The organism is Synechocystis sp. CACIAM 05 (genome assembly GCF_010222815.1).
In the GTDB taxonomy this organism is placed as follows: domain Bacteria; phylum Cyanobacteriota; class Cyanobacteriia; order Cyanobacteriales; family Microcystaceae; genus Synechocystis.
The window spans coordinates 1,135,045-1,148,778 of sequence record NZ_CP019225.1; the positions used below are offsets into that span (position 1 = coordinate 1,135,045).

Below are 13,734 nucleotides of genomic sequence, written 5' to 3' on the forward strand. Positions count from 1 at the left end.
CTGAGGGGCAAATCAGTTTGCAAAAATTCCCACTCCCTAATCTGGAATACGCTCTTTTATGCTCAAACAAAAACAAGGATAAAACTGAACTTTTAGTTAGGAACCTGAATACTAGACATCAAAGACTGAGCGCCTTGCTCATCGATGGTCTTCCAGTCAGAATTTGCGCCAAGACGATTTTTAACCTTGAAATTGGCAATCGGATTAATCACTTCCCAAGTCGTTCCAGTTTGGTGCAATGCGTTGTGGGAACCCTGACCTCCACCAGTCCAACTTTTTGCCCAATAAATTCCGTTCTGGTTTGCCCCTGATGAACAGTTGCCAGCATTGCCACCACCACTCAAGTTAAGGGTGTAAGTTGGTCCCCAGAAAAAGATACTACAGACAGCAGAATTTCCACCGGTGCTAAAGGTTCCACTAGCATTAGCTATTGGACCAATTATCTGGACATCAGTTGCGTCACAGCCAGATACCCCAGAGCAATCATGGACAATTTGGGAGTTACCACCAATATCCACATTTCCTGTGAGGAACAAAACCACTTTCTGACCGGGGGTGAATTGAAGATTAACTCCATTTCCAGATACGGACTTTCCTGAGGTTGAATTTATTGTGTAGTAATAAGTTTGGTTGGCAGAATTATAGTTTGAAGAACTTGTCGTGTCTGTGCCGGAACGGGGTAGAGTGAGATTGCCTGTAACCGTCGGCAAAGAAGCAGGTGTAACTCCGGCGGGAGCAGAAGTAGGTGGATCGGGCATCGGAATGGGACTGGCTCCCGGGGGATCCATTGAATTTGGTAGAGCAATCCGCTGAGAACCAGAAACATACTCGGTATAGCCAGAATTTTGACCATTGCCGGCGCTTGTAGTAAAGATTGGCTTGTCACATTCGTATATGACCTGAGCATTCACAGAACCGGGGTTGTTGACATTTTGCCCTGCTGTGATAGTTCCTTTAACCCATAAACCAGGCACAACTCCAGTAAATGGGGCACTGCCGTCCGTTATGGGGAAACTTGCAACCAAATTGGTTTTTGCTTGATTAGGACTATTATCCTCACCAGCTAGACCTCGAACGTGAACCACTCCTTTTTGTTGGCTGGCGTCAAATCGATAATCCACCATCTGAAATTTAGGAGCTTTGGCCCCATTACCTGACGGGTTAGGCAGGGCTTTGGGAGCAGACATAGTCTGATCATAAAAAGCTGTTATTTCAGTTGCCAAAGCAGCTTTTACTGCATCCACTGTCATATTTTTATAATTACAACTCGCTCCCTGAAGTTCTGCTGCCGCTTCGGTTAGAAATGCATCATTGGGAACAAAAGAGCCACTAGCTGTGCTTCCCCATTGGGAAAAGTGTTTCTTAGCTAAAACAGGATTCTTGAGAAGAAAGGCCTGAACCTGAGTTAATCCAGCTTCAGCCGCTTGGTCAGCAGTAGATTTAGCTGCTTGGGCTGTGACCTGATTTTGATCATTCATGCCCTTCATTACGATCGCCGCCGCGGCCACGGTAATAACCAACCCACCCATAATCACTAGGGGCAGGGCAAAACCAGCGGAATCTTTTTTCCTACAGGCGGTGAGAAAATTTAAGACAAAACGAGGTTTCATAATTACCCTTCTATCCCTACAAAGGTCAGTGTTCACTTAAAAGCAACCAGCAGGTGGAGGGACTTTGGCAGAGGCGTCAAACCTGGACTAACCATAGAAAACTATGTCCTTTGCGTGGCCCCAAACAAGCAGATTAGGCATACTGCCCATTGACCATTGTAGAGACCCAGGCCGTGGCCCTCTGTGATCTAGATCACAACTATTGGGTGACCCAGACCACTTCTATAGCCTGAAAAGGCAGGGCCAAAGGCGATCGCCAGGGGAAAGAAGGCTAAAAATTAGCTAATCAAATGGGGTTAGCTCAACCAGCCATTTTTGGTGCCAGGGATCGTTGGGGCAAAAACCTGGAGTCGTTCAAATTGCGCTTCCCGAATTTCGTACATTAGGCTGATTAAACTGTCGGCATGGGGAGAATCGAGGATTTTTTGTTTAATTTCCTCAAAGCCCTCATCCAAAATATTGTTAGCTTCAGCTAAATCATCGGTGGCTTGGAGTTGCCGTTCCAGTTCACCAAACTTATTTTTCAACATCTGTCCTTCGGCGTTATCTGGAAAAGAGGCCACCATCTCGGCGATCGCCACTTGCAATTGTTCCAGTTCTGCTTGCTCGGCCACAGGATTGGCCATTACCTGGGTCTGTTCCATGGTGAGCGGAGCCCCATCAAAGCTCAAACCATTGGGGACAGGAGCCTCGGTGGGGGGAATAAACAGGGTAAAAGCGGAAACAACAAAGCAACCAACACACATGGGACTAATTCTCCTAACACAATTTATGGAAATGGAACTATGGGTAGCAATTGGGCCTTGGTCATTCTCCCTGAACCGGGCATCAAAGCGCCCCATGGGGATCGGAAACCACCGCACCGTAAAAGTTGAAATTTGCCCCACCTTAACAAAAAAATAGCTCCGGCTTCTAGGGTGCCAGTTTTAGAACTGTTTCTCATAGCGGATGATGAACTGGCTGAAATTGTAATCGTAGGTAAAACGCATATATCCCTTATCTTCCACTTCATAGATCGCTTCGAGGAAAGGCACCACTCGGAAATCGGTGCTTTTAATCTTGTCGCTGATGGCGGTTTCCACATCGTAGACCAATCCCTGGAAAATCATCGGGATCGCTAACTGGGTAATGCCCACCTGTAATAACTGGCTAGAGTTTTTCCCCTGGAGTGCATCCACTAGGACAATGACCTGTTCTCCCAACAGGCGGACAATTTCCCCTTCGGTGCGGGGAGGACTGCTGGTCAAACTCAGGGCCGGATTACTGAAAATTTGCTCATTTTGCACCCCCTGGGCGGCCAGGATTTGTAGGCAACGGGAAAGGCGATCGAGCTGAAATTCGTCGAAACTACCCACCCCCGTCAGCGGCCGAAAAGTAACAGTAGGGTCACAAACAGCGCTGTAGCGGGGATTAATGTTGGGTAAAATCTGGCTCAAACTGCCGTCAATGGTCAGGCGCACATCAATCCGTTCAATTTGGTTCAGGCTGTCGTCGGGATATTCATTGGTTTCCTGGGAGCGCATGCGGGCCGACTGGGGCAAGTCTGACACAATAGTACGCATAGCAATGTTCAAGCTGGGATTAATTAACTCCTCGTTGGGAGAAAACGTAATCGTGTTGGGGGCCCGGCGATCGAGCAAAAAGCGGGTATCAAGAAAGCTGACCCGACCTCGGTCGAGGCTAATGGTGCCATCGGCCCTTAGATCATCGAAGTTGGTCAGGGGGCCATTAACCGTGAGCCCACCACCAAAGTTAAAAACGTAGAGGGGTTCCTGCTCGATATGCAGATTGTCCAGGGTGATACGCAGATTATTTAACTGGGGCTCCACCATTGGCGATCGCCTCGTCCCTTTGAACCAACCTAATCTAGTACGTAGTTCCGCAATGCGACTGGGCTGATTCTCCAAACTGCGATCGGGCACAAAAAATCGGCCGTTGGCCAGGGCCACATCCCCCGTCAAACTGGGGGCCAGGGCAGAACCCTGGACGGTGACAAACCCCGCCAAATTACCTTGGTAGAGATTGGGAATGGTGATATTAGTGGGTTTAATGCTCACCTGAAGCGGATTTTCCAAATCTGGCTGGGGCTCAAACAGGGGTAAAATTCCCGCCACCTCAATGCGGCTTTGATCCAGTTGTCCTGTTAATTGCTCAATGGCGATCGTGGTGTTGTTAAACAGAATTTCCCCATCCACCTGCACCGGGGTTGGTAGGGCAGCACTCCTAATCTGGGCTCCGTTGAGACTGACTTTCCCCAAAGCCCTGAGGTCAGAAATGCCAATGCCATTCCTTTGGTCAATTTCCCCTTCCACTTTCAGATCTGCGGATCCTTCCCCACCAAGCCAGACCAATTGCTCTTGACTGACCACGTCCAATAACTCCAAGGAATTGGGGGGAATTTTGAATTCAGCCCTAAAGGTATTTGGCCCTTCCGCAGTTTTAGCTTCCTGGGGATTCCAATAAAGAGGCACATCGGCCCTTAGGTAGAGGGGAGAAGCTTCCGAAGTGACCAATTGCAATAAATTGTTTTGGTAATCAAATCTGCCCCCCACCTCTTCCGGCACCGGCCTGGCGTTGAGGGTTATCTGGTCAAACTCAAACTGCCCTGATAGGTTAGGGCCAGCGGCGGTTCGGGCAAAGCTTCCTTGGGCATTAAGGCGAGCCCCAAAGGCAGAGGGCATTTCCACAAAGGAGTCTAGATTATTCAGATTAAAATCCTTAATCGACCATTGCAATTGACTTTTTTCTAGGGAGAAAATTCCTTCGGCCCCCAAGCGAGATTCTTCAATCTGCACAAAGGAAGGTAGTAAGGCCAGACGGCCATCGGCAAATTTGGCTTCAAGTTGAAACTGTTCGATGGGCAGAAAACGGGTTTCATTCATCACTAGCCCAATGGGGGGCACGATGTTGGGGAAGGGCCCCTGGGGATACCAACTCCAATTTTTGCCCTGTACTTTGAGAGCAAGGGCCGGATCTCGCAGGGTGCCATTCAGATTAAGGACTGCATCGAAATTACCCTGAACATTTAACTGGGTCGGTACGCCCCCCCGTTCGTACTGCTGGGCGAGGGCGATAATGCGTTGGTCAATGACGTAGAGGAGATTGAGTTGATTTTCCAGTGCCCCATCGGGGTTGCCCAAACTAAGAGGGCCTATGGTATCTGCCAATTCCTGAGGGGGAGGTTCCAAACCGGTGAGCCGCAGTAGGGATCCCACATCGGAAATGTTGGCCGCCGCTAGCAAGGGGGCAATATCACCATCTTTGACGTTTACCCTAGCTTCGATGGCTTCGGTTCTGAAGTTCAGTGACCCCTGGGCTTGGTATTGGCCAAGAGCGGTTTTAAGCTGGCCTTGTTTGAGTTGGAGGGTTTGATTTTGGTAAGCCAGGGCCGCAGTTACTTCACCGATCGCCGTGGTACCGAGGGTAACGCCATCAATGGCTAAATTGCCTTGGCCATGGCCGTTGCGGAGGTTAACCACTAGGTCGGCGTTAAAGTTGCCATCCAGTTGTCCGGCAATTTGATAACGTATGCCCGGGTGGATATCCAGAAGGGCGAGGGGAAAATTCCCTACTTCCATGGCTAGGCGATCGCCGTTGAGTTTACCCTGAGCGAGGATGGGTTGCTGCCGGCCATAGGCTTGGCGCAGATTAAAGCTGGTGGGGAGATAGGGAAATAGACAATTACCCCGGCAGGGTTTGAGGTTCACCGCTAGGTGATCATTTTCCCCCTGGAGATCAATCAAAACATTTTGGTTTAACTGCACCGAGAAGGGGCCCTGCAATTGGGGTTCAAAGCCAAAACCATTAACGGCTAAATTGTTGACCGCCAAATTACCAGCCAGTTTTAAATCCCCAAGCCCTGTGACATTGCGTCCTGTTAATTGGCCAGTAAATTGACTACTACCCTCCAGGGCCAAAGCTTGGGGACGAAATTCCGGTGCTAAGGGTAGTTGAGTTAACAGGGCATTAACGGGCAGTTGGGCAAAACTCAGGCCATTGCGGACATTGAGATTGACATTGGTTAATGCGGGTCGTTGATTAAAACTGCCCACACTTATCTTGCCCTGGGCAGAAAAGGTTTGCTCCCCACTGCGGAACAACGCCTGTTGTACTGTGACGAGAATGGACCCCAAGTTTCCATCATTGGTAAATACATTGCCCAAGTTGCCCGCCAGCTTAACTTCTCCCTCCACTGGGGCAAGGGATACTCCATCGGTGCCGCCGTACTGAGCCAGAACGGGATTGAGGTTAATATCCTTGGCGGTGAGCCGACTTTGCCAAGCTAAATTTTTCAGAGCACTGACACTGGTTACAGTCCCCCCGGCAACTTCCAAATCCACATTGGCGATCGCCGCTACTCGACTCAGATCCGGTTCTTGTTGCCACAGATCCGCCAAGTTTGCTCCCAGGGAAATTCGGCCCTTTTCCACCTGGGCCGGGAAGGGAATTTCTGGAGCTAGGGCATTGAGGGGAATGGCCCCCACATTGGCGATCGCCGCCAGGTTGCCATTGAGCAAAGAACCGTTCACCGCTACGGGGCCATTGGCAACGGTGAGGTTTAACTGCCCTTGGCCTTGGAGACGGTTGGGGTCAAAACTGCGTAAAGCTTTCCAGGTGTTGATGTCCCCCACAAAAGCCTGGGCTTGGATTTCTCCGTTGTTCAATCTGGCCGCCACCGGCAACTGTGGCAAAAAGGTATTGAGGGAAATGGCTCCGAGATTAGCATTGGTTTGCACTGTGCCCCCCGTCAGTTGGGCATTGGCTGTAACTCGGCGATCGTCCACTAGGGCGGTGAATTGGGTGCGGCCCTCTATTTGTCCCAGGGGCAATTGACCAGCCAGCAAAGGAGCTAACGGTAATTGGCTTCGGGCAGTGAGTTGGCTTAGGGCCACCGGAGCGGCTAAAGCAGGCAAGTAATTATTAACGGCCACATTGCGGGCTTCTACCCCGGCCTGGATTTGACCCCCTTGGAGACTAGCATTAATGGTGGCGGTTTCTTCATTACTAGTTAATTGAAGCTCAGCATTGCCCTGCCAACGGTTGGGGGTAAAAGTAAAAATTTCCCCACTCACATTGCCTTGACCCCGGTTGAGGGTGAGGGGTTGGGCCGCCAGTTGGGGTAAACAAAAATTGCTCTTTTCCAAGCCACAGATGGTTTGCAGAAAAGGTTGCAGGGGAAACTGGGTCGTGTTCCAGCGGGCTTGCCAACGATCCTGGGCAAAATTGGCTTGGCCCTGCACGTTGAAAGAGCCTTCGTTGGTGCTTATCTGTGCTCCAGTTAGGGTTAATTGGGGTCCTACTAAATTTGCTTGTCCCCTGGTGCTTAAGTTAAGACGGCCCTGGCGATCGCCGTTGGTGGTTTGCCATTGCACATTGAACCGGGGATTGCCCAACGTGCCCCCCGCCTGGCCCGAAAAACCCAGGTTACCAATTTCCACCTGTTGCAAATTCAGGTCATAGGTATTCAATAAAGCCATGGTGGCGATCGCCCCGGAGACTTGCCCCGCCACGGGAATGGTTTGCCACTGCCATTGGTCTGCTTCTGGAGTTAACAATTGGCGCAGTTTCCATGGGGACTGTACCCGGCCCTGAATTTCTCCTCCGCTGGTGGGGCGTAAACTCACATTGACTAAAGCAATTTGGTCTAGATCAGCCCGGAAATTGATCCCTAAACGATCCAAAGGAACCCGGTCCACGGTTACTGCAGCTACATTGGTTAACTGGCCCTGGAGTTGGGGGCTGGTGAGGGTTCCTTGCAATTTTCCCTGGGCTTGGACTTGTCCTGTGATGGGTAATGGTAGGGGCACCGCAATGGTGTCGAGGAAAGCGGCAGTGTCAATGGCCTTGGTGGTGAATTGGAGATCGTAGCCCGATCGCCAATCAATGGTGCCCTGGAGGGCAGCATTAAGGGGGCCAAGGTTGATCAAGCCCTGGTTAATCTGCAACTTTTGTCCGGTAAAACCTAGGTCTAAACCTACTTGCAAAGGAGCTTTAACCTTATCAATGCGGGCCTGCAGTTGCTTCAACTCGACATTGCCGAGAGTTTGTAAAGCGGACCACTGTTGCCAACTAGGTAAACTGCCCCGCACCTGGCCAGAAATTTCTCCGGTTTCCAAGGCCACTGGTAAAGGAGGTAATAGGCTGGCTAAAGCCGGTAAATCGAGGCGATTAATGGTGACATTGGTTTGACTTTCCCCCGTGTTGAGCACCGTTTGCCCCTGGGCCTGGAGGTCACTGCCCAGGGATTGGGCCCCTAGGTCATAGCTAACGGTTTGGCGATCTCCTTGGCGTCGATATTGATAACCCCCCTGCCCAGCCACGGTAATTTGTACTGGCTTTTGCAAACCTTGGGGTAACAGTTGCAATTGGGCATTTTGTAAATTAACTCCCACCGTTAAATCCAGAGGCAGGGAAAAGGGTTTGTCCCCCTCCGGTAACTTAATGGTGGTCCATTGCCCCGTGGGTTGTTGCTCCAGGTTCACCTGGGGATTAATGATGGTGGCACTAACTTCCACCGGTTGTCCCACCAGGAAAGGGAGGGGATTGACATCTATCTCAATGGCTTCAATGGCGATCGCCGTGGCATCATCAACGGTCCGGGGCAGGGAAGAAGCCCCAAGGCGCACCCCCAGTAAGCGAAAATCCTCCACCGGGCCAAGGTCCACCGGCCGACCCAACAATCTGGATAATTCCGACTCCAAAAACGGTGATGCTTCCCGGTAGGCCAGGTGTTGTCCCCCCAGATATAGGCCCGTACCAACCACCGTCAGTCCCCCTAGGGTGATCAAGGTGCTGGGTCTAGTTAGCCAACGTCTCAATTTGGCGATCGCCCCCGCACTGTGAGGGGAAGGATTATTGCTCATGGATACTTGGCAAAATCAACTCAGTTCACGACTAACTGACCATGGGGCCTAAATGGACTAGACCGCCACCAGGGAAGCTTAGTTTCTGTTTTAGCGAAGAAAGTGGTCTAGGGGGAAATTAGAACAAATTATTCAATCCAATCAGGGCTGACAATTTTGGGGGAGGAACGGCGGCCGTCTTAGACAAGTTTTTGCTCCATTTCTCCGTAATTAGCAGACTGGAACCAACTAAACTGACTCCGATATTTTAGGACACAAGCCCGGGTTAAGGTTGAACATCCACCACAGCAAGCCAGCTAAAAACGTCACAATTGCTCATGGAAATAACGTTGGTACAAAGGACAACTGGCACTACATTGATCACCACTAAGGGTCACCAGACCCATACTTTCCAAACGATAGGCAATGGGGGGATCTAATTGCACTGGATTTTCACTGTTCACCACCTGCTTCATGCTAGCGGCTAAGTCCGGTGCCCCGGTCAGTAAGCCCCACAGACGACGGAGATGATTGCTGTAAATGCCACTCTGGGTGACGGCGTTGGCTAAAATGGTTGGTAGGTCCACATTGGTTTTTTGTACCGCATCCAAGGCCAAACGAATCAGATACGGATGGCCCCCCACCAGTTTACCGAGGGTTAATAAATTTTCCTCTTCAATTTGATTGTCATCAAAACCATAGGCGGCTTTAAGTTGCAGAATTTGTTCTTTGGTAAAACCGGTCAATTTCCATTGGCGACCCACATTAAAAGGGGATTGGTTGGCATCTAGTTTGACGTAAGCTTCGGTGGAATTAGCAATAATTAAACGTAGCTTTTGCCATTGAGCCAGGTTATTACTTTCTTCATGCCAATAGCGCAACATGGGCAGGAAGTCTTGGGCAATAACGGGAAACTCAAACAAGCGGTCTAGGTTATCAATGGCCATTACTAACGCCCGGTCAGTTTGACTAAGTAAATAATCCTGTACGTAGGTTTTACAACTAACTAAACTGCCAAATAATTCTTCATCCCAATAGTCATCTAAATTGGGTTTGATGCCCAATTCTCGACTTAAGTTGGCACAGAACCAACGCAAAAATTTATCTAGGCTACTAAACATGGCGCTTTCCGCCGTTTGTAGGTTGAGATAAATATGGCGATCGCCCGTTGCTTCCACTTCCGCCAGCAAAAATTGTAGAAGGGAAGTTTTACCCATTTTTTCCGGGGCTTTAATGCGCAAGAGGGCTCCCCCCCTGGTCAGTTCCTCCAGGCATTGTTGTTCTGTGGGTAGCCGTAGAACATAGATAACGTTATCCCCCAGGGGACTGCCACGACCAACCGTCAGTGCGGGGGTAAGGCCATTAACGCCGACGGCAAACTGCTCACTCTGCCATTGGGGATATTTCACCTCCTTAAACCAGTCCCGCAACAATTGAAATTTACCCGGACCACGACTACTGGCATCTAATTCTGGACAACCCCCTGGTTTATCATTGGCAAAAACTCCATAAATTTGGGTCATTTGCTTTTTGTAGGTTTCATGGCTGGCGGCTTCGGCAATTTCCCACACTTCCAGGTCGGACTTACGCCAATGCTCATAGGCAAAGCGGGCCAAAAACACCTCTTTTAGCTTGCCTCGCAGATTGTAGTCGTGGGTAATGTCCAGTAAAAATTGGTTCCAACCAGTTGGTTTCATCGACAAATATGGTCTCGGTAATTAGAGGCTAAGCTTTAGCTCAACCTGTTTAATGGTAGCGCTGAAAACTGCTATGATACCACTGACTAATTAACAATATTTTAGTACAAAAGAGGAGTTAACCCCCATGGTTAAAAGTGCAAGGCAAGGGGCCGGCGGATTCTGGCGGGACTTTAAGGATTTCATCCTGCGGGGGAACGTAGTAGATCTGGCCGTAGCGGTAGTAATTGGTGGAGCTTTCACCAGTATTGTCAATGCTTTTGTGGCCTGGTTAATGGCAGTTTTGCTACAGCCAGTACTGGATCAAGCCGGTGTCAGTCAATTGCAGGATTTACCCTTGGGTTTGGGGGAATTAGTTATTGCTGTAATTAACTTTTTAATCATTGCTTTTGTAATCTTCCTCATCATTAAAGCCATCGAAAAAATGCAACGAAAAAAAGCAGTGGAGGAAGAAATTGTGGCCGAAGCACAACCGGATCCGGTGCTGGAAGCCCAAACTAATTTAACTGATTCCATCAATCGCTTAATTGCCACACTGGAAAATCAGCAATCTTCATCCCAATAGATAGTTAAAGATCATTTTAGTGATCACTTAACCAACCGATCGCCTGGCGGATCCACACTTCTGGATCTTCACTCTGGGCCACGTCTGGAACTTGACTGACCATGGCGATCGCCTGCTGGATTTCCGTTTGAGTGTAACCCAGGGCCAGCAGGGTCATTTCCAGGTCTTCCAATAGTGCCGTTTGGGGTATTGGCTGATTTACCCCCATGTCCCCCATCTGTAACTTGTGCCATTGGGATAACTTCGTTTTTAGTTCTAGGGCTAACCTTTCCGCTCCTTTTTTCCCGACCCCCGGCGTTTGGCACAATTGTTTGACATTGCCCGTTACCACCGCTTGCACTAAGCCTTCCAAGCCCAACGTTTCAATTAGGGCGATCGCCAACTGGGCCCCAATGCCGGTAACTCCCATTAATTGACCAAATAAATCCCGTTCCACCAGGCGGGCAAAACCAAAAAGAGCGATCTGGTCTTGGCGTACCAAGAGGTGGGTAAAAACCTGTTGGGGTTCCGGGGGGGGCGGAGTCCATTGTTGGGCTAAGGAATGGGGCACCTGCAACTCATAACCCACCCCATTAACGGACAAAATCAAAAACCAACGGTTCTGAATATTTTTTGTGACTGTAACAACCTGGCCCTGAAGAAATTGAATCATAACTATTTTCGTATCTAAATCAACTGGGCCGTAGCTTCAATGCCAATGGCGATCGCCGCACCGAGGAAAGTATTAATTCCATTAACCACTTCATTGGTGAGCCAGGGCCATTTATTTTGCAGAGTTGCACCAATTACACTCTCCAGGTTGGTGGCAATGAAAGCGGCCAAGGTGGAAAAAACTATTCCCCCGACGGAAATTAGACCTACGCCGTAACCTAAAACTGCCAGGGCTAAACCCGCCGCAAATCCCGCCAAGGTGCCTTCTACACTTACCGCTCCTTCCGTCCCCCTGGGCACTGGTTGCAGGGTGGTGATTAAAAAGGTGTTTTTGCCGTAGGCTTTACCCACTTCGCTGGCGGTGGTATCCGATAACTTAGTACTAAAACTAGCCACATAGCCCAATGCTAACCAGGGTTGCCATGGTTCCGGCCCAAAGGCGATCGCCAGGGCACAGAGGGCAGCGGTTAAAGCAGAACCCCAGACATTTTCCGGCCCCCGTTGCCCGGATCTTTTTTCAGCAATGCCCGCTGCTTCTTTTTCAGCTTGACCGATGCGAGTCACAGCGGAACCCACCAAAAAATAAGCCAAAACCACCAGGTATCCCCGCCAGCCCAGGGCCGCCCAGATAATTACCCCCAACACCCAGGCATGGCCGTAACCCCAAGGGGTTAAAAGTTTCTTCGGGGCGATCGTCGCCAAGGCTAGCAAAAAACTGTTGAGAATAACAGCACTAAGCCAGGGAAAAGCCAGACTTTGCTGCCAAATTTCGCTGAGCAGGGAATTGTCCATGGGAAAAATGCCAGAAGCATCGATGGTTGGTGGATCATTTGTTGATCATAGGATCGAGCTATGCCAACGATGATCGCCAGGAAAAGGGATTAAATTTTTCCAGGAGTCGGGCCCTAAGGCAGAATAAAGATTGAACTGTGCCAAAACAGTCTGAAGCAAAAGAGATTATCAGATTTTAGTCAAACACCATGAGTGCATTGAACCATCAAATCATTGTTGTTGGGGGAGGAGCAGCCGGCATCACCGTGGCGGCCCAATTATTAAAACAGCAACCCAAACTCGATCTGGCGATCGTGGAACCCTGCGATAAACACTATTACCAGCCCGCCTGGACCCTAGTGGGGGGCGGAGCCTTCGCCATGGGAGATACCATCAAACCGGAGCAGGATTGCATTCCCAGCGGTGCCAAATGGATCAAAGCCAGTGTGGCCAGTTTTGACCCGGAAAATAACTGCCTTACCCTCCAGGACGGCCGCAATCTCAGCTACGAATATCTGGTGGTTTGTCCCGGCATTCAAATCAATTGGCATCTAATTCCAGGGCTCCAGGAATCCCTCGGTAAAAATGGCGTCACCAGCAACTACGATCGCCGTTATGCCCCCTACACCTGGGAACTGTTGCAAAACTTTAAAGGCGGCAATGCCCTGTTCACTTTTCCGGCCACCCCGATCAAATGTGCCGGAGCGCCACAAAAAATCATGTATTTAGCGGACGAAACCTTCCGCAAAAATGGCGTGCGGGAGAAAACCAACATCACCTATGGCGTGGCAGTGGGAAAAATCTTTGGCATTCCCGGCTACTGTGAATCTTTGGAAAAGGTGGCGGCAAAGAAAAATATTGACGTACGCTATCACCATGATCTCAAAGCCATTAACCCCAACGCGAAAGAAGCCACTTTCACTGTCAATGGGGAAACGGAAGTGACTTTACCCTACGACATCATCCATGTGGCCCCCCCCATGTCCGCCCCGGATTTCATTAAAAACAGTCCCCTGGCCGCAGAGGCCGGTGGTTGGGTCGATGTGGACAAATTCACCCTGCAACATAATCGCTACGACAACGTATTTAGCTTGGGAGATGCCTCTTCCCTGCCCACTTCCCGGACAGCAGCGGCGGTGCGGAAACAAGCTCCTGTGGTCGCAACAAACCTTTTGGGTCTGTTAAACAGCAAAAAACCGTCTGCAGAATACGGTGGTTACACCTGTTGTCCCCTGGTCACCGGCTACGGCAAAACCATGATGGCGGAATTTGACTATGGTGGCCAGCCCAAATCCAGTTTTCCCTTTGACCCCACCCAGGAGCGGTGGAGCATGTGGCTAGTGAAACGTTATGTTTTGCCCTGGCTGTACTGGAATCGGATGCTCAAGGGAGAGTCCTTTGAACCGGACAAATGGAAACCCCTGTTGGGGAAATCCTAAGGTCAGTTGACCGGGCGCTGGGGAGGGTTTTGGTTAAAATTCTCCCTTGTGAAGACATCTAGACAAATTAGCCATCAAATTCTGGCGGCAGGTGCTATGATCAGCCAGTGAGATTAAGGATCGGTAGACGCACTTGTTATGAGTGTTAGTGCATTGTTT

Annotated in this window: 8 protein-coding genes; 2 read left to right on the forward strand and 6 right to left on the reverse strand. The window is 49.9% G+C overall.

Annotated features, from left to right (window positions below; genetic code table 11):
* Positions 1-92 precede the first annotated feature (92 nt).
* The 4 genes from BWK47_RS05390 to BWK47_RS05405 form a co-directional block, all read right to left on the reverse strand.
* Positions 93-1,610 carry a hypothetical protein gene (locus BWK47_RS05390; protein WP_237269838.1) on the reverse strand — a complete coding sequence of 506 codons (1,518 nt, stop codon included), beginning with the start codon at positions 1,608-1,610 and terminating at the stop codon, positions 93-95.
* A 296-nt stretch (positions 1,611-1,906) separates the two neighbouring features.
* Positions 1,907-2,356: a hypothetical protein gene (locus BWK47_RS05395; RefSeq protein ID WP_237269840.1), complete on the reverse strand. Its 450-nt coding sequence runs from the start codon at positions 2,354-2,356 to the stop codon at positions 1,907-1,909.
* A 180-nt stretch (positions 2,357-2,536) separates the two neighbouring features.
* Positions 2,537-8,473 (reverse strand): translocation/assembly module TamB domain-containing protein, encoded by a 5,937-nt coding sequence (locus BWK47_RS05400; RefSeq protein WP_162327863.1) that lies wholly within the window; start codon positions 8,471-8,473, stop codon positions 2,537-2,539.
* Positions 8,474-8,778: 305 nt separating this feature from the next.
* Positions 8,779-10,149, reverse strand: coding sequence for an AAA-like domain-containing protein (locus BWK47_RS05405; protein WP_010872222.1), 1,371 nt, complete (start codon positions 10,147-10,149; stop codon positions 8,779-8,781).
* Positions 10,150-10,276: 127 nt separating this feature from the next.
* Here BWK47_RS05405 and mscL point away from each other — a divergent pair, with 127 nt between their 5' ends.
* Entirely contained in the window at positions 10,277-10,714 is a 438-nt protein-coding gene (gene mscL / locus BWK47_RS05410) for a large conductance mechanosensitive channel protein MscL (protein ID WP_162327864.1), read from the forward strand.
* A 16-nt stretch (positions 10,715-10,730) separates the two neighbouring features.
* Here mscL and ruvA read toward each other — a convergent pair whose 3' ends face one another.
* Together ruvA and BWK47_RS05420 are read right to left on the reverse strand one after the other, a co-directional pair.
* Positions 10,731-11,366 (reverse strand): Holliday junction branch migration protein RuvA, encoded by a 636-nt coding sequence (gene ruvA, locus BWK47_RS05415; protein ID WP_162327865.1) that lies wholly within the window; start codon positions 11,364-11,366, stop codon positions 10,731-10,733.
* A 14-nt stretch (positions 11,367-11,380) separates the two neighbouring features.
* Complete coding sequence (locus BWK47_RS05420; RefSeq protein WP_162327866.1) at positions 11,381-12,157, reverse strand: TIGR00297 family protein; 777 nt, start codon at positions 12,155-12,157, stop codon at positions 11,381-11,383.
* A 188-nt stretch (positions 12,158-12,345) separates the two neighbouring features.
* Here BWK47_RS05420 and BWK47_RS05425 point away from each other — a divergent pair, with 188 nt between their 5' ends.
* Entirely contained in the window at positions 12,346-13,575 is a 1,230-nt protein-coding gene (locus tag BWK47_RS05425) for an NAD(P)/FAD-dependent oxidoreductase (RefSeq protein ID WP_162327867.1), read from the forward strand.
* Positions 13,576-13,734 lie beyond the last annotated feature (159 nt).